At 42.1% G+C, this 17,154-nt stretch carries 13 protein-coding genes; 8 read left to right on the top strand and 5 right to left on the bottom strand.

The genetic code is table 11. From position 1 onward, the window contains the following. Positions 1-54: 54 nt before the first annotated feature. From V7K56_RS22255 to V7K56_RS22265, 3 genes are all read left to right on the top strand, one after another. Positions 55-873 carry a PepSY-associated TM helix domain-containing protein gene (locus V7K56_RS22255; RefSeq protein WP_334913842.1) on the top strand — a complete coding sequence of 273 codons (819 nt, stop codon included), beginning with the start codon at positions 55-57 and terminating at the stop codon, positions 871-873. A 140-nt stretch (positions 874-1,013) separates the two neighbouring features. After that, complete coding sequence (locus tag V7K56_RS22260) at positions 1,014-2,597, top strand: B12-binding domain-containing radical SAM protein (protein WP_334913663.1); 1,584 nt, start codon at positions 1,014-1,016, stop codon at positions 2,595-2,597. Positions 2,598-2,677: 80 nt separating this feature from the next. Beyond that, positions 2,678-3,154 carry a hypothetical protein gene (locus V7K56_RS22265; RefSeq protein WP_334913665.1) on the top strand — a complete coding sequence of 159 codons (477 nt, stop codon included), beginning with the start codon at positions 2,678-2,680 and terminating at the stop codon, positions 3,152-3,154. A 132-nt stretch (positions 3,155-3,286) separates the two neighbouring features. On the opposite strand, the gene V7K56_RS22270 is transcribed toward V7K56_RS22265, so the two are convergent. After that, complete coding sequence (locus tag V7K56_RS22270; RefSeq protein WP_334913667.1) at positions 3,287-4,153, bottom strand: calcium-binding protein; 867 nt, start codon at positions 4,151-4,153, stop codon at positions 3,287-3,289. Between the two features lie 165 nt (positions 4,154-4,318). Beyond that, positions 4,319-5,578, bottom strand: a complete 1,260-nt coding sequence (locus tag V7K56_RS22275) for a glycosyltransferase family 4 protein (protein ID WP_334913669.1) — start codon at positions 5,576-5,578, stop codon at positions 4,319-4,321. Positions 5,579-5,728: 150 nt separating this feature from the next. Here V7K56_RS22275 and V7K56_RS22280 point away from each other — a divergent pair, with 150 nt between their 5' ends. After that, positions 5,729-6,463, top strand: coding sequence for a DUF429 domain-containing protein (locus tag V7K56_RS22280; RefSeq protein ID WP_334913844.1), 735 nt, complete (start codon positions 5,729-5,731; stop codon positions 6,461-6,463). A 236-nt stretch (positions 6,464-6,699) separates the two neighbouring features. Here the strand turns inward: V7K56_RS22280 and V7K56_RS22285 are convergent, their stop codons facing one another. The 3 genes from V7K56_RS22285 to V7K56_RS22295 form a co-directional block, all read right to left on the bottom strand. Beyond that, positions 6,700-7,230: a hypothetical protein gene (locus tag V7K56_RS22285; RefSeq protein ID WP_334913671.1), complete on the bottom strand. Its 531-nt coding sequence runs from the start codon at positions 7,228-7,230 to the stop codon at positions 6,700-6,702. Positions 7,231-7,420: 190 nt separating this feature from the next. Next, positions 7,421-9,985 (bottom strand): alpha-glucan family phosphorylase, encoded by a 2,565-nt coding sequence (gene glgP, locus V7K56_RS22290; RefSeq protein ID WP_334913673.1) that lies wholly within the window; start codon positions 9,983-9,985, stop codon positions 7,421-7,423. Between the two features lie 721 nt (positions 9,986-10,706). Next, positions 10,707-11,030, bottom strand: a complete 324-nt coding sequence (locus V7K56_RS22295) for a hypothetical protein (protein WP_334913675.1) — start codon at positions 11,028-11,030, stop codon at positions 10,707-10,709. 622 nt (positions 11,031-11,652) lie between these two features. On the opposite strand from V7K56_RS22295, the gene V7K56_RS22300 reads away from it, so the two are divergent. From V7K56_RS22300 to V7K56_RS22315, 4 genes are all read left to right on the top strand, one after another. Then, positions 11,653-11,790, top strand: coding sequence for a hypothetical protein (locus V7K56_RS22300; RefSeq protein WP_174707946.1), 138 nt, complete (start codon positions 11,653-11,655; stop codon positions 11,788-11,790). 665 nt (positions 11,791-12,455) lie between these two features. Next, positions 12,456-13,157, top strand: coding sequence for an acyltransferase (locus tag V7K56_RS22305; protein ID WP_334913677.1), 702 nt, complete (start codon positions 12,456-12,458; stop codon positions 13,155-13,157). 568 nt (positions 13,158-13,725) lie between these two features. Continuing rightward, entirely contained in the window at positions 13,726-13,842 is a 117-nt protein-coding gene (locus V7K56_RS22310; RefSeq protein WP_334913846.1) for a photosystem II reaction center protein I, read from the top strand. Positions 13,843-13,979: 137 nt separating this feature from the next. Continuing rightward, positions 13,980-17,153: a DUF3769 domain-containing protein gene (locus V7K56_RS22315; RefSeq protein ID WP_442940143.1), complete on the top strand. Its 3,174-nt coding sequence runs from the start codon at positions 13,980-13,982 to the stop codon at positions 17,151-17,153. Position 17,154 lies beyond the last annotated feature (1 nt).

Here is a 17,154-nt window from a genome sequence, read left to right on the forward strand (position 1 = left end):
TTGTCTCTTTGATCTGGTGTGGCTTTAACGTAAAAGCTATACTGCTAAATTATCATACCTTCTTTTGGCTTTCTTTTTTGTTTAAGTCCCGTTAATCCCTATACAGGAGCAATTCTCAACTCCAAGCGCAGTTTGCTCCAAAAGATATTTTCGGTCATGTATCCACTCCACTACACTCTTTTAAGTGGTGAGATTGGTCGTAAGTTTGTGGGCATTGTTGGATTACTGTTCACAATCTTGAGCATTACGGGCATTATCTTATGGCCTGGTTGGCGCAAGTTGATCGCAGGTTTCAAAATCAAGTGGAATGCTCATCCCAAGCGAGTCAACTTTGATGTTCACAAAGTTGCTGGTGCGATCGCAGGTGTATTTTTAGTCTTTTCCTTTTTCATAGGGTTTTGCTGGAATTTATCTGAATTTGTCAACCCGATAATCTACGCTATCACTTTCAGCAATCCAGCAATATCTGTGCCCATTGCAGGTAAGTTGCCGTTAGGACTAAAAGACCAGTTAAAAATCGCTCAAGCTGCTTTGCCCAATGCATCACTTAAGTATATTTCCATTCCAGATAACCCAGAAGACACTTTTGGGTTTAGCTTTGATCTTGGTGATGTTTCTCTTGACCAACACAGTGGCAAGGTACAGGTATCTACGATGGCGACTGCATCATTAGGCGATCGCGTCCTCAATTCTTTTGGCGATTTGCACTATGGTACTTTCTGGGGATTGCCATCTCGTATTTTCTACATCTTTGTCGGATTTGCACCGTTAATTTTATTTATCACTGGCTTTGTGATGTGGCGGTATCGTTATCAAGCTAAAACTTGGAAAAGCGATCGCTCATTACAACTGTCACATTCACGCCGCGATTAACTGACAACTGAGATTGCCCTTATTGAGTACTCTAGGCGATCGCCAAATAAAATTATTAGACAAAATTTAATTTTTTGTTAGAGAAAGTAGCAGTAATCTGGAAATTATTAGTTAATTTTTCCACTCCGGGGAGTCTGCTGATGAAAGCTTTACTACTCTGGCCTATAATGCCCAATTCTTTCTGGTCTTATCAGGAAACCCTCGATTTGGCAGGTTTACGCTCTACAAATCCGCCATTAGGTTTAATTACAGTAGCAGCAATGCTACCAAGTGATTGGGAAATCAGATTAGTGGATCGTAATATCCGCCCAGAGACAGATGAAGACTGGGATTGGTGTAATTTGGTAATCATCTCTGCAATGATTATCCAGAAAAAAGATTTGTGGGAATTAATTCAAAAAGGGGTAGCATTAGGTAAAAAAGTTGTAGTTGGCGGGCCTTTTGCTACCTCAGTACCAGAATTTGCCTTGGAAGCAGGAGCTAATTATTTAATTTTGGATGAAGGGGAATGTACTATCCCCTTATTTTTAGAAGCATTGGCGCAGGGAGAAACAAAAGGAATTTTCCGCGCTACAGAAAAACCCGATGTTACTCAAACACCTATACCCCGTTTTGACTTGCTAGACTTAGATGCTTACCTAGCAATCACCGTGCAATTTTCGCGGGGCTGTCCGTTCCAGTGTGAATTTTGCGATATTATCACCTTATTTGGTCGCAAGCCGCGCACAAAAACACCAGAGCAAATGCTGGCTGAGATGGAAGTCTTATATCAAATGGGCTGGCGACGATTGGTATTTGTTGTAGATGACAACTTTATTGGTAACAAACGCAATGCTAAAGTGTTTTTGCGATCGCTAATTCCCTGGATGCAAGAGCGTAACTATCCATTTATGTTACTCACAGAAGCGTCCTTGAATCTAGCAGAGGACGACGAGCTGATTGAGTTGATGGTGCAAGCTGGGTTCAGAATGGTATTTATGGGCATTGAAACACCGGATATAGAAAGTTTAGCGGTAGCCCATAAAGAACAAAATACCCGCCAATCGCTGTTAGAGTCTTGCGACAAGATTACACGAGCCGGACTACAAATTATGTCTGGGTTCATTATCGGTTTTGATGGCGAAAAACCAGGTGCAGGACAACGCATTCAAACATTTGTAGAAGAAACCGGTATTCCCCAAGCCCATCTTGGGTTGCTTCAAGCATTACCTAACACAACGATGTGGAATCGCCTCAAGCAAGAAGGACGCCTCAAAGAAGGGTTAATGGATTTCATGGGTTCTCAGAAAGGTTTGATGAACTTTGTACCTACTCGTCCTTTGGAAGAAATTATCAAAGAGTATATTGATACTTTTTGGAATTTATACGACCCGATACTTTATCTTCAGCGCACCTTCCACCACTTTAACTTGATGTCAGGTAAGCGTCCCAAGGGAAAACGTCCTATAACTTGGCATGAGCTGCGTTTGTTTCCGATAATTGTTTGGCGACAGGGTATTGTTCGCTCAACTCGTTGGCGTTTTTGGTGGCAATTGGTTGCGATCGCTTTCCAGAAACCGGATTTATTGTATGATTACCTCGTAGCATTGAGCTTTGGTGAACACTTCTTCAGCTTTCGTCATGAAGTAAAGCTACAACTAGAGACACAATTAGAAGCATTGAAACAACAGCAGCAAACACAAGAGACGGAAAAAGCAAATTATCAGTTATCACCTGTTAGTTAATGTTTGTGTAAGTAGAGATAAAATTAATCCTGTCTCTACTTACCAAGTATCGGATTCTTAAACTCAAGATTTTCATCTCTTTGCGTCTTACTCTGGGGACGGTAATCGCTTTTACGTATAAACCAATAGGTCAGAATAATACCCAAGGTACAGACCTAGCGACCCAACAAGACGTTTACAATTACTACTACAAATCTGATGTTGCTCAGAATCCTACTTGGAATAATACACCAATTCTCAACGCCATTGGGTCAGGTACAAAAGTTGGAAATATCTCCATGCTCAATGATCAGCAACTCAATAGTGCTGGACTAAATTTTGCTAACTTTTCTGCCAGTGGCGACTACACGATTGGTTTTTCCTTTGATAAGGCTTTAATCGGCGAGGGTAATTATGTTACTAATATCTTCCTAGAGTGCGGTAATGATGGAATAGCTCTCAAGGGCGATCTTAAGTCCGTACCAGAATCTGCCGGGACAATTGGTTTACTCTTGACAGGTTTGAGTTTTATGGCTAGCCAACTTCCACAGCTTCGCAAGAAAAAACAACACGCTTAAATAAATTTGTTGCTATTAATAGGGTGGGCGTTACAATGCTCACCCTATTATTTTTATATAAAACTATCAAACAATAAATAAAAATTTAAATCTATTTTTATAAGTAAAAATGGTCAAAATATTAAATTTGATTTACCTTTCTGCCAAACCAACCTGTCCTCCAATTAGTCCCAAAAATCCAGTTCCAAAGTGCTGAATTTCCAAAAAGCTTGCTTGAGCAGGCGAAGTTTTGTAAATTTTAAATGTCTTCATAACTCCTAAAGTGGCAGCACTTTCTAGAGGCCCAACAAAACTAATATCTCGGTCAAGAAAATAGGTTTGATTAGTCCAGTAAGCCATTTGATTTGCATTTAAAAAGTAGCAGCCTGCATGAGGATTGAGGGCACGACGAAAGGTAATTGGTGCATTCATAATTGTACCCTTGAGTTCCTGATGCTCCTGCACATTTTGAAAGGGAGCAGTTACTCGTAGAGCCAAATCCCCATCAATATAAGCTTTGTGAACCAAACCGTTGGGAGAGACTTCATAACGATTTGGCTGAAGCAAATTTAAATCACCCGCTTGTTGGGTAAACCAGTTTAATTTTATAAAAAACCAAGGGTCGTGGATAATTAAGTCATCTTCAAGAAAGCAGTAGTAATCATACTGACCAAGACAACTTTGCAGAACAGCTTGGCACTCAAACCCTAAAAATAGAGGTTCTGCATTGCTAGAATGATGCCTATATAAATGGGATGGTAAGGGAAGCTGATTAAGAAGATGATTATCTTTAGTTGTACAAATAACAATATCTAGTTCGTGAGACTGCGGCTGATTAGCAGGAAAAGCTAGTCGTTGAGCAATATTGATTATACTCTGAGATTTGCCAAATAATTGGTGTAAAGAGGTAATACTTATAGTTAACGCCTCCAAACGGGGTTGTGGGTCTTTGCGTTGGGAAGCATGACGACCCTCATTACTAGGTTTAAAAAAATGAGCAATAGTCAAAATAATTCGCATTTTCAATATCGATTTTGTATTTGTGCGTCATTTATTATTTGTTATTTACCAATAACTTATAATTAATATACTTCTTACAAAAAACCTTATTTTCAGGCTTTTTTGCCTCTTTACTTGAGGCAAAAATATTTATGCAAGAGGCTAATAACTAATGACCAATGTCATCTAATTTCTGCCAAATCCTTTAGAAGTTGGACGCTTTTTTAAACTATCAGAAGTTTTACCAGCAAATATCCATTGTAAATGCTGTGGTAACAGTTTTGCCAAAGCATAACGTTTGATAATTGTCTCTCGCGCATTTGCACGAATTGCATTCATCTCCTGAGGATGATTCAGCGCCTCTTCAACCCGATTAGCAATATTCTGGGGAGAAAAGAAATCTACCAGCAGTCCATTCACCCCATCCTGGACAACTTCCAATACTGGCGGAGTTTTAGAAGCTATTAGTAAACATCCTGCTGCCATTACTTCTAACATTGACCAGGATAATACAAAAGGACGAGTTAAATAAACATGGGCAGAAGAAGCTTGTAAAATCTGAAGGTACTCATTGTAAGGAAGCCTATCTGTAAAGTGCAGCCTCGATAAATCTAAAGATAATTTTTCTAGCATTAATTGTTTATAAGTCTGACCATCGGGGAGATTTTTACCATAAGCAACTCGATCTTCTCCTACGATTACTACATGGCACTTAGGTCGTCGCTGCTGAATTAGCGCCACTGTTTCCATAAACTGTGGAAAACCTCTATAAGGTTCCATTCCTCGTCCTACATAAGTTACCAACTCTTCCACATGAGAAAGATCTAGATTTATTCTTGGTAAAGCTAACTTTGCACCTGGTTTGGGGACAAAATAATTGGTATCAACACCATCATGAATTACAGTGAGTTTGCTATGATATTCTTTGGGAAACTGCTGACGCTGCCAATTGGTGGGAGAAAGACCGCGATCGCAGCTATATAAATCAGTCAAAATCGGTGCATTTTTCACGCGGATGCGGCATTCATCATCAGCATTTAGTGGTTCACTGGGATCAAAATCTGCATCCGAACCGTGAGCATGGTAAAACCACTCGAAATAACACAATAATTCTGCTTTGGGGAAAACATCTTTGATAAATAAAGTTGGCCCCCAACCAGAATGACCATAAACTATATTTGGAACAAAACCCTCAGCCTTTAATTTTTCTGCCACGCGATAGATAGCCTGCCCCGTGAGAACAGCATTTTCTAGGTTGCGAACGTAGTGGTGAGTTTGAGGCGCCGCTTCACGAGAAGGAGTGTAAATAGCTTTATAAACGCCAGGTATTTCCCCTTCCCGACGATTTGTCCCAAAGACGACTTGGCAATTAGGATCTTTACCTAAAACTGTCGCCAGATTGCGAAATTGTGAGGGAAAATTAGGATGTAAAAATAAAATTTTCATTGGAATAATCTTGATTGACTTATTGCCAGATAAAATAAATTAAGACAAGCTGCTTAAGATTATAAGATTATTTATCACAATTTTTAGCAAGTAAATTTAGGTAAATGGTTGCCGAAAATGCGAAAATAATTGCAAGTTCGTGTTATGACCATGAAGTTTATTGGCATTGATTTAGGCTGGCGATCGCAACCAAGTGGACTGTGCTGCTTAGAATGGGTAGATGGACAACTACAACTACTGGATTTAGACTGCAAAGATGCCATTGCAGATATCCTTATTTGGATCGATCAAAGCGTACAAGCAGACGAACCAGCCATTATTGCCGTAGATGCACCTACCCTTATACCCAACGCTAACGGGAGTCGCCTCCCTGACAAACTCAGCCACAAATACTTTGGTAAATATCATGCGGGATGCTACCCAGCTAATCAAAACCTACCCTTCGCAGAGCGCACCATCAACTTTGGTTTAGAATTGGAATCACGTGGTTTTGTACACGCTCCCACGATTGAACCGCAAAGACTCAGCAGATATCAAATAGAAGTCTTTCCCCATCCAGCAATTGTTAATTTATTCAACTTAGAACGCATCCTCAAATATAAAAAAGGACGCCTCAATGAGCGCCGTCTAGAACTAATTAAACTCCAAAATTATCTTCTCGATATTCTCCCCTCCTTCTCTCCTCCTCTGCGCCCTCTGCGCCTCTGCGGTTCCTTCCTTCTGGAAATCCCCACCACAGGCGCAGCACTCAAAGCAACCGAAGATAAACTAGATAGCTTAATTTGCGCTTATGTTGCTGCTTATTGGTGGTATTGGGGAGAAGAACGTAATTTGGTATTAGGCGATCGCACCACTGGCTACATTGTTATCCCTCAAAGAATTTGAGCAAAGGCTTCGCGTATACTGCTTTAGAGTCCTTGCTTCTGATTTAGATATTGCGACGCGATCGCAATATCTTATCCCTAGTAAACTAGACTAATCGGCGTTGCATAGTTGCGGGATGATTTAGTAACTTCCAATCCAAAATTCTCCCCTTGCTTCCCCTGCCTCCCCTGCTTGCCCCAATTCATCCCACTGTTCTGCAACGCCGACTAATCAATGGGGGTATTGTAGATTTGTAGTTAATTGTGTTTGGGAAAAAACGTTTCCTTAATTGCCTGGGTGATTTGCTCTAGGTCAGTTTCATCCATCGGCAGTGGCGTCACTCCTTCCTCAGGTTCAAAAGAAATTTCTTGCCATTCACTGACGGGAATCTTTTGTTTCTCCAAGCTTTGTAGCTCAGAGAGCGTAGCGAAGACCATCCAAACCGAAAAGTCTGTGATCCGCAGTAACACCTCAGTGTCATTGATTAACTCATAGCTCCATAATTGCAAAGGATGATAGCAGCCATCTTCCTGAAATTTTCCGCGTTCTCGGATGAGCGCTCTTGCTGCTGACGTTAAAGTGCCTTCAACAACTATACAGCCCACCATTCCTGACCAAGGTTGTACAGACACTTCCTCAAGCGCTAAAAAATCTGGTCTGCTGCCACTTAACTCCTCCCCTCCTGGAAAGTACGCCCGAAACCTGTCAGCCTTTTTCAGGTAGAAGTCGAGGATGCCTTGCTGAATCTGTGGTGTGTTTTGGGTAACTAGAAAACTTGAACGAGACATAAAAATAGCCTTTGAAACCCCTAAGAGGACGTGAGATCGACGGGTTGAAAAAGGAGCAAAAAAAAGCTGAGACTGGAATAATTCTAGCAGTAGTTATTTTTTGGGCGTGACTGCGTAGCATAATAAAAAGCGTTGCTAAACTTGAATTAGCAACGCCTAATCTTGAGTATTTAAGAACTACTCACTACTCTTACTCTGCCCAAGCAATCAACCTTGGCTCATAAGGATTAGCCAGATTTTTATTTTTCGGCAATACACGCAAAGACAAGCCTTGTAAACCAGAAGCAGTATAGATGATATTACCAGTGTAAATACTCAATTGCTGTCCATCCTCGCCTTGGTAATCCATCACTACTGGCACAGCGTTGACAATCTCACCATTGGCATCGATCGCACCTTGATATAACTCCACCTGCACATCATTATTAGTCAAAGTTGCCAAGTCAACCTTGGCTTTGACAGCAACGGTTTGATTAACCTCAATGTCTAAAGCTGCCGATACGTCAACATCTTTGATTTTGATGTTGAACCAGTGTTCGCTCAGTTTTTCTTTCCAAGCGGCTAGTTCTTTGGCTGGAGCATATTTATCAACAGTCAGAGTATGATAGCGATCACTAGCTGGGAAATAAGCCCTTTGGGCATAATCTCCTACCATCCGCGCTGTATTAAAGAAGGGACAATTCAACCGAATTGCATCCTTCATTTTGGCAACCCACGGACGCGGCAAACCATCAGTATCCCGATGTTCATAAAATAGCGGTACAACTTCCTTCTCTAACAATTCGTAGAGAGCATTTGCTTCTACTTCATCTTGGTAGTTAGGATCGTCGTAATTCTCTCCATGTCCAATTGCCCAGCCTGTGCGGGCGTAATCAGCTTCATCCCACCAGCCATCTAGCACACTTAAATTTGGCAATCCATTCATAGACGCTTTCATGCCACTAGTACCAGAGGCTTCCCGTGGACGACGCGGTGTATTTAACCAGATATCGCAACCTGCAACCATCAACCGGGAGATGTAAATGTCGTAATTCGGAACAAACACTACCTGTTTTTCTAAATGCTGTTCGCGGATAAAGTGATTGATCTCGCGGATGAGTTCTTTACCGGGGATATCCTTGGGATGTGCTTTACCAGCAATCACAAATTGCACTTTCCGGTTTTTGTTAGCTAGTAAAAGCCGCTTAATGCGATCCAAATCGCGCATCCACAGGGTAGCACGTTTGTAGGTGGCAAAACGACGGGCAAAGCCAATGGTGAACGCGTAAGGATCTAAAACTTCTTGGGCTTGGGTAATTTCGGAAGCGGAAGCGCCGCGATCACGCAAATGCTTGACCAAATGCTCGCGCACATACAAAATCATATCTAAGCGGCAGCGTTCGTGATTGCGCCACAATTCTTCATCGGGAATGGCGTCCATCCGCTCCCACAATGGGCTATCTGGTGGTGCTGATGACCAATTTGGGCCGAGGTAGCGATCATACAATTCTTGAGTCGATTTTGCCACACAACTCCGAGCATGGACACCGTTGGTAATTGCGGCGATCGGTACTTCCTCCACTGGCACATTCTTCCACAAGCCTTGGAACATTTGCCGCGACACCACACCGTGGAGTTGTGCAACACCGTTAGAAAATGTTGCCATTTTCAGCGCCAGCACTGCCATACTGAAAGGCCCAGATAAATCGCCTGTATTTTCACGCCCCAGTCCTAAAAATTGCTCTTTGGGCAATCCAAATATCTCTGCATAGTACCCCAAGTAGTACAACATTTTTTCGGGAGCGAACAAGTCAATTCCCGCTGGTACTGGCGTGTGAGTAGTAAAAATATTGCTGGAAGCCACCACCTGTTTAGCTTGGGCATAATTCAGTCCCTCTTCCTGAATCAGCAAGCGGATGCGTTCTAGGGCAGAGAAGGCGGCGTGGCCTTCATTCATGTGGTAGGCGGTAACTTTCAGCCCCAAAGCTTTGAGCATTTGCACGCCACCGATCCCCAACATAATTTCCTGGTGGATACGCATATCGATGTCGCCACCGTACAGCTGATCTGTGATGTCGTGGTCGTAAGTGTTGTTCGGTTCTATGTTGGTATCCATCAAATACAGGGGAACCGTTCCTATCTGTACGCGCCAAACTCTGGCATATACCTTACGCCCTGGATAATCTACCGCAATCCGCAGTTCTGAACCATCGGCATTGCGCTCCAAATGCAAAGGCATATTATAGAAATCGTTGAGCAAGTAGCGTTCTTGCTGCCAGCCATCGGCATTGAGATACTGGGCAAAGTAGCCTTGCTGATACAGCAAACCGACACCGACAAGCGGTAGCCCCAAGTCACTGGCAGATTTGAGGTGATCCCCCGCCAGAACACCTAAACCTCCAGAATAGACGGGTAAACAATCTACAAGTCCAAATTCCGCCGAAAAATAGGCGTAACATTCTTTAGGTTTCTCCTCCCGTTGTTTCTGATACCAGGTACGCTCTTGCAAATAATCGTCTAACTGACGGTCAGCTCGATCCATTTGCGCTAAAAAGCCTTCATCTTCGACAACTTCCAGAAGCCGCGATTGAGAGATTGTACCCAACATTAACACTGGATTATGATGGCTAGACTCCCACAGGTCAGAGTCCAAGCGACGGAATAAATCTTTAGTATCAACGTTCCAATCCCAGTGCAAGTTATATGCCAGCCGCCGTAGTGGTTCGAGTCGCGGCGGTAGTGAAGGGGATACGTTAAATGTGCGAATTGGCTGCATAGGTTGGCAAAACTCCAAGTTTAGCTATGGTTATTGTTTACTCTCTTTACCAATGTTGCCAATTCTTTATACTGTAATTTGTGAAAAAGCGATGACTTTGTTAAGCATTGAGAATTATTTTTAACCTCGTTGCTAAAGTTTACACTAAGGTGTTTCTAATTCTATGCCTGACTCTAAGCCATATACTTGGTATATTAAGATTTAATCATTTAGCGGTATATATCACTTAAAAAAATCTAGTTTTGAATAAATAATTTATATTTATTTTAGTATTGCTTTCGGGGATCAATTCGAGAGTCTTGGCTGAGGGTGAAAATTCCCCATAGCTGTGTCCAGTAAAGTTAAATTTTTTAATTATCTTTTAATCAAATTGTGCTGCCAAAGAAAGCAATCTCGATGAAACGAGTTTCAAAAGCCTCGTGTAAAAATCTTCTAAAGACTGGGATTTTTACTCAGCACTGGCTCAACGCCCCGCCACCCATGTGCAGCACTTTCAAGCCAGGAAGCAGAAGGGAAATCCCATAAAGAATCGGATGAAAGCCCTACCAAGCAATTAATCAAGAAAAGCGATGCCTGCGGTGGTCACTGAGCTTTGTCGTACCCCTGCTCTTAAGCAAGCTACGTGCAGCGTCTCGTAGAAAAGTGCGGGCTACGCCTACGCTAACTACTTGGTATGAAATATTTGCACTAAATCAGGAAAATAATTTACAAAGGTGTTATTTTATGCACCTAGTGAAGGCTGATCTTTACTATTTTTTGTCATCGTCAGAGCTACAGCTGCTGCATAGGCAATCTCCGCTGCCATTTGATAAGCAAGTTTGATACTTGATGAAGTGTCCTTGGCTTTAGGAGAGGGGGAAGCTTTTTTTCGACGCGATTCTTGTTTGACATCACCTGCTGCAATCGCTCGCTGTAAAATGATCCAGGCATCTAGGTCTTCTGAGTCATAATTACTTTGAAGCTGCGATCGCAGTTGATCTTCGGCTACAACACTCAGATAGCCGATAGTTAAAGCTTCTTGTACAATTTCTTTAATTAAAACCATAATTTGAACCAAGTGTGTGAGTTAAAGCCGATACCTCAATTTGGGAAATTAGATGTTTTTTTGGAGATTTATCCTCGAAATTAAACTAGGTTTTAGCTTTCTTTAAATAAAATTTATAACGATTAGTATCAAGCACACATCACCCTCTTGGCTCACCCGAATGGGTGATTTATAATATTTTAGATAGTAAGTATGTGGACAAAAGCAATATTTTGAGCTAATGTAGGCTTTTTCATAAAGAGGGTGTCACAAGTATAGTAGATATCATTCTAAATTTAACGCTCAATCATAAAATTAATTTTACTAGTAACAATCTAAATATAAGCAAAAATGTTAATAACTACTGACAGCATTTTTTAAATCTCCCTCCTTAATAGATTTTATCTAAGTGTATAAAAATATTTCTAAGTAGCGTAGTCTTTGCCCGCGGTAGGCATCGCTGGCATTGCTCTAGTAAAAAAGTTAACTTATTTCCAGTATTCTCATCAATAATAAATCTGGAAATCAACTTATTTCATGAGAGTGTTCCACTAAAAATAAAATGTGTTATCGTTAAAAACAATTGTTATAAAAAACCGTTCATGTCATTACAAACGTGAATTGGCTAGTCTGTAAATCATCCGTGTGCAACATGATTGGAGCAGCATACTCTAGAAATTCGTTGCAAGAAAGCCGTCATAGCAGTCGGGGAAGCGCTTACTTGTTTGCACCGATGGTTAACTTCAATGTGATGGCTGATGTGGGAGATAATCCACCCTAATTGGATTTTATTTGGGCAAAAATACCCAGAAAAATCCAACAATAATTATTACATTGTCATGCTAGGCAGAAATTTTATCTAAACTTTGAATATAGTCTAGTTAAATGTATTTTTTGTTGCAAAATAGCTTGTGAAACTGAATTGTTTCAAAAGACTAAAACTGTTTGTGAGGATATAGCCTCAAGACAAACAACAGTATCCCTATTTGCTTTAGGAGTGTTGTTAGCGGTAGCAAGCTTTTCAAATTTGCCAAAGAACCAAAATAGTAGCCTATCTAAACCAGCAAATTTTCCATCAAACAATTTAAGAGTCTAAGTTTTGACCCGCAATGCACTGGAATTTTTTTGCTAATTGATTTTGTGAAAAATAAGCCAAAATTTTACGTGCATATAGTACAAAATCTGCTAGTGACTTAACGCACTTGTGCATATTTATTGAGGATTTATACACACCTAACCTCAAGAATTGCTCGTATAGTCAAAGCCAGACTCTGGTTTTTCAAATGTTGGAAAACTATCTAAAGATTTTGGGCAATTTTGGTGATACTGCTAATTTAGCTCATGTATTAGTACACACAGAGCTTATTGGTATTGGCAGAAGATTAGAATACAGCCAAAACAACTTTAAACACTGTCAACAACAATTGATTAAAGATATATATAGCTATGAACGAGCAATATTTTTCAAAATTGCAGCGCGTGCAAGAACTTTTAGTAACTACAGTGTTAGGAGATATTCCGACACTTCTTCTCGGCCCAAAGTTGCGTAATTTAGGATACCGTAGTATTTTTGCCCAGATAGACAGCCCAGTGTATATTCAAAATGGTGTTGAATTTAACGGTACTTCTTGTATTCAGATCGGTGCAGAAGTCTATATTTTCAAGGGTGTGCGGATGGATGCGAGAGGACACAAAAATAATAGAATTCATCTAGGAGATAGAGTTGCGATTGAGCGTAACGTTGATATTGGGTCTTTGGCAGATACGTATATACATATTGATGAAGACACCTTCATTGCTCCCAACGTGTGTATTGAAGGGCCAGGAGACATTAAAATTGGTAAACACTGCTTGATTGCTGCTCATTCAGGGATATATGCCAATAATCATAATTTTGCCGATCCGATGGAGCTAATTAAATACCAAGGTGTTACTCGTAAGGGAATTGTGATTGAGGATGATTGTTGGCTAGGACATGGAGTAACAGTATTAGATGGCGTTACTATCGGCAAAGGTAGTGTTATTGGTGCGGGAGCAGTTGTTAATAGAGATATTCCTGCTTTTTCCGTTGCTGTCGGCATACCTGCACGAGTAATCAAAAACCGAACTAGCAAAGATATAATAGTAAAGCTTCAAGTTGAGAAATAGGGCATTGGGCATGGGGCATGGGGCATGGAGAAGAGACAAGGTAGACAAGGAAGATGGGGGAGACAAGGAGAGAAGTCTGAGCGCCGGCTTCCGGCGTTGGCGCAGCCCGCCGTAGGCATCAGAACTTCGGGGAGAGAGCTGTTCAATAATTTCCCCTTGTCCCCCTCATCTTTCCTGCTCCCCAGTCCCCTCATCTCCCCTTGCCCATTCCCCGCTCAGCACTGACTCAACGCACGCCCAGCTACTGCTAACAGGACTCAGCAGTGTTGAAAGGCATAGGGAATAGTAATTATCCCCTGTAACCTGTTGCCTTTTTTAGGAAACCTTTGTCATCATTCAACGTCACAAGGGTAAACGTCTGTGAGTTATCTTTCTTAAGGGCATTTATAAGTCAGACAACTGACATCTTGTACATTATCAATAACTTTAGGGTAGACATTGCTAGTCCTGAGTCCCCAGAGTCTTCTAAAAAAGGGACGAGATTTGGGTAATATAAAGTAGCTATCTTTTCTGCATGGCAGATACTGAAAGAAAAGCTTTCTTTGTTTTACCCGTTGGAGATATTTGTATGCTGACTTTAAAAATCGTTGTTTATATTGTTGTTGCCTTCTTCGTAACTATCTTCATCTTCGGATTTTTGTCGAACGATCCAGCTCGTAACCCCGGCCGTCGGGACTTAGAGTAAAAGGGCGATAAATCATCCGCGACTTTGGAAGGCGGAAAATACTAAACGCCACAGAAACTTACTAAGCGAAAATTTAGTAAGTTTCTTCCTCCAAGTAGCTTGCTGTAGGTAGCAGAAGGCGACAGTCGGAAGGCAAAATGTATGTTTTATCCTTCCCTTTGTCATTTGGCTGTTTGTTAGCCCGATTTTGCTCACTTATGCTTCATCCAGTTCTGCCACCCGATCCGCTTCCTATCGTTAAATCTTTACAACCTGTAAATCCCGCCTCATCTGCTAGTCATACAAAGTTTCTTTCAGGTGTAGATACTGGAATACACGAAAAAACAGACAAATCCAAGCAGCCCAAGAATTTGGTTCAGTTGCCAATTTTGGCTAACACCAACAGCGATCCTTTATTGTCAATTCCGATTAACTCAACTCAAGATCGCTCGGTAGTTCCTGAAACTTTCTCTGTACCTCATTCACCAGAAACCTTTCCACCAAAAAATTCCCCAATCATCAGTTCTGCGACTGCTGGGCTTTTGGGGCAACCACTGGTCGTTGGTTATCCTACGCAGAAAGTTATAACCTCTAATCGCCAAGAAAAAGAAGACACAAAGACAAGTCCGAACGGTAGGGCTCGACGCTCGGAACTTCTTCTAATGTCGGCGTTGCGTAAACGGGAGATGCAAAGAGAAGCTGCTGCATTGCCAACAAAAGTTGGAGTGGAGGCTTGCGACCAAGATGCAAAAGGTGAACCTTCTCAAAAACTCAGTCAGCGATGTCTGACGACAAGCCCTTCTCTACAAGAGGCTGCGCCAACGGGTTCGAGGGTGACGCTCGTTCGCGTAGCGTCTCCAACAGGAGAAGACTCGCTAACGCTTCGCTATCGCAATCGACGGGAACCGCCATCGCTCTTAGCGTCTCACGCCACTTGCTCCACTTGGGGAAACCCCAAGACCGCAGTGGCTCCCCTTGAGAGAAGACTGCGACCCCCTCACCGCTTTGCGTCTACGCTAAATCCAAACTCTAGTTGTGAAGAAAAACCAACCTTTTTGGACTCTTCTAGCTTTAGCTATAGAGTTTCTCCAAGTCCCCTTGTCACCCAATCTCCGCACCCTCTTGAAATTGCCCCAACTATTACAAACAGCAACAAATTAGTCAAATCTAAAGCAGAAATTTTAGCTGAGAAGTTAACCCAACAAAAACAGCAAGGCGATATTACTACACAACAGGCTCTAAAAAAAGACAATATCTCTGTATCTGCTGCCGATCTTGCACCGAGTTCTCAATCAGTACAAAATTTTATCACATTCAAGTCTCGTACACCCACAAACCAACTCTCAGCGCCCATCACTGTAGAATTTCGGTCTCAAGTCCAGCAACAAAGCCAAATACCAACGCCTACACCACAAGTAAATACCACTCAGCCACAAGCTCAACCATTTGTTACAACTGCACCAGCTACCACACCGCCAGCCGGACAAAGAATTGTAGAAGTCACTTCAGATCGGCAAGAGTATGATGAGAAACAGCGAATTATTACAGCTGTAGGTAATGTAGTTGTGCGATTTGATGGGGCGGTGGTGGATGCCGATCGCTTACAAGTTAATTTGGACAACTTGATCGCTGCGGGGGAAGGCAACGTAACCTTAACACGGGGCGATCAGATACTGCGTGGACAACGCTTCACCTATAACTTTGTTCAAGATAGTGGGGAACTGGAAAATGGTAGAGGAGAAATTTACGTACCCTCAGCACAAACAGATTTGGCTTTTTCACCCACAGCTGTAAATGCTAGTGGAGTTTCAAGACGTCCGCCTAGCGATCGCATTAGAGCTAATCAACCTGTTTCCGATGTGAGTAGCCCTGGAGGCATTGATGTAACATTTGGTGGTCAAGCAGATGCTAGCAACATCCCGCCATCGAGAACAGGGGGTAGAGTCAATCGGCTCAGGTTTGAAGCTGAACAAATTGACTTTTATCCGCAAGGCTGGCAAGCAAATAATGTCCGCATCACCAACGATCCTTTTTCGCCCCCTGAATTAGAATTACGCGCAGATAAAGTAACTTTGACGCGAGAATCACCCTTGGTAGACCGCATCAGGACACAGCGACAGCGTTTAGTATTCGATCAAAAAGTCTCCTTACCAATTCCACTGAATGAGCGTACTATTGACCGCCGAGAACGGGAGGTTACACCTGCAATAGTTTCTCCCGGCTACGATGGAAAAGATCGGGGTGGTTTGTTTGTTGAGCGTGGCTTTCCATTAATCGATACAGAGCGGACACGCTGGACAATTACACCCCAGTTATTATTACAGAGAGGTGTGCAAGAAGGCGTAGGTGACTTTGGCGCACTGTTTGGTGTGAAGACCAAGATAAATTCTGTTTTGAGTCCACGGTCGATAATTCAAGGAACTGGGGAGTTAACTAGTTTTAATTTGAACAATGTGGAAGACAATTTGCGGGTGAATTTAGGATTGCGCCAGACATTAGGTACTTCTCTTCCCCACACATTGAATGTGCAATATAACTACCGCGAGCGTCTCTACAACGGTACTCTGGGTTTTCAAACTGTCCAGAGCAGTTTAGGCGGCATTATTACTTCTCCAGTGATTCCTTTAGGAAAAAGTGGTATCAACCTCAACTATCAGGCAAGTGCCCAGTATATTGATGCCAACACCGATCGCCCAGACTTGCTAGAACCAGTACGGGAAAACGATCGCATTTCACTTGGTCGTTTTCAAGCCAGTGCTACCCTCAGTAGAGGGCTGTTGCTGTGGCGCGGAAAACCATTACCACCCACTGCCACTGAAGGATTACGATACACTGCTACTCCTGTAGTTCCTTACTTGCAAGCGATCGCTGCTGTCACAGGCACTACCAGTTTTTACAGTAATGGTGATAACCAAAGCACCCTAATTGGTACAGTTGGCTTACAAGGGCAAATTGGTCATTTTTCCCGGCCTTTTTTCGACTATACCGCCTTTAATATCAGTTATTCTCAAGGCTTTAATAACGGATTATCACCCTTTTTGTTTGATCGCTCCGTTGATAACACAGTATTGACCGCTGGAATATCACAGCAAATCTATGGCCCTATTCGCTTAGGCTTTCAAACATCTGTTAACTTGGATACTGGTAGAGAAACTAGTACCGACTACATTTTGGAATATAGCCGTCGCACCTATGGCATTACCTTACGTTACAATCCGGTGCTAGAGTTAGGCGGCTTCACCATCCGAATTAGTGATTTTAATTGGGGTGGCGGCACCGATCCATTTTCGGAAATTAAGCCAGTAGTGAACGGCGTGCAACAGGATAATTAGT

Origin of the sequence: Nostoc sp. (genome assembly GCF_036917535.1) — a bacterium.
GTDB lineage: Bacteria > Cyanobacteriota > Cyanobacteriia > Cyanobacteriales > Nostocaceae > Nostoc.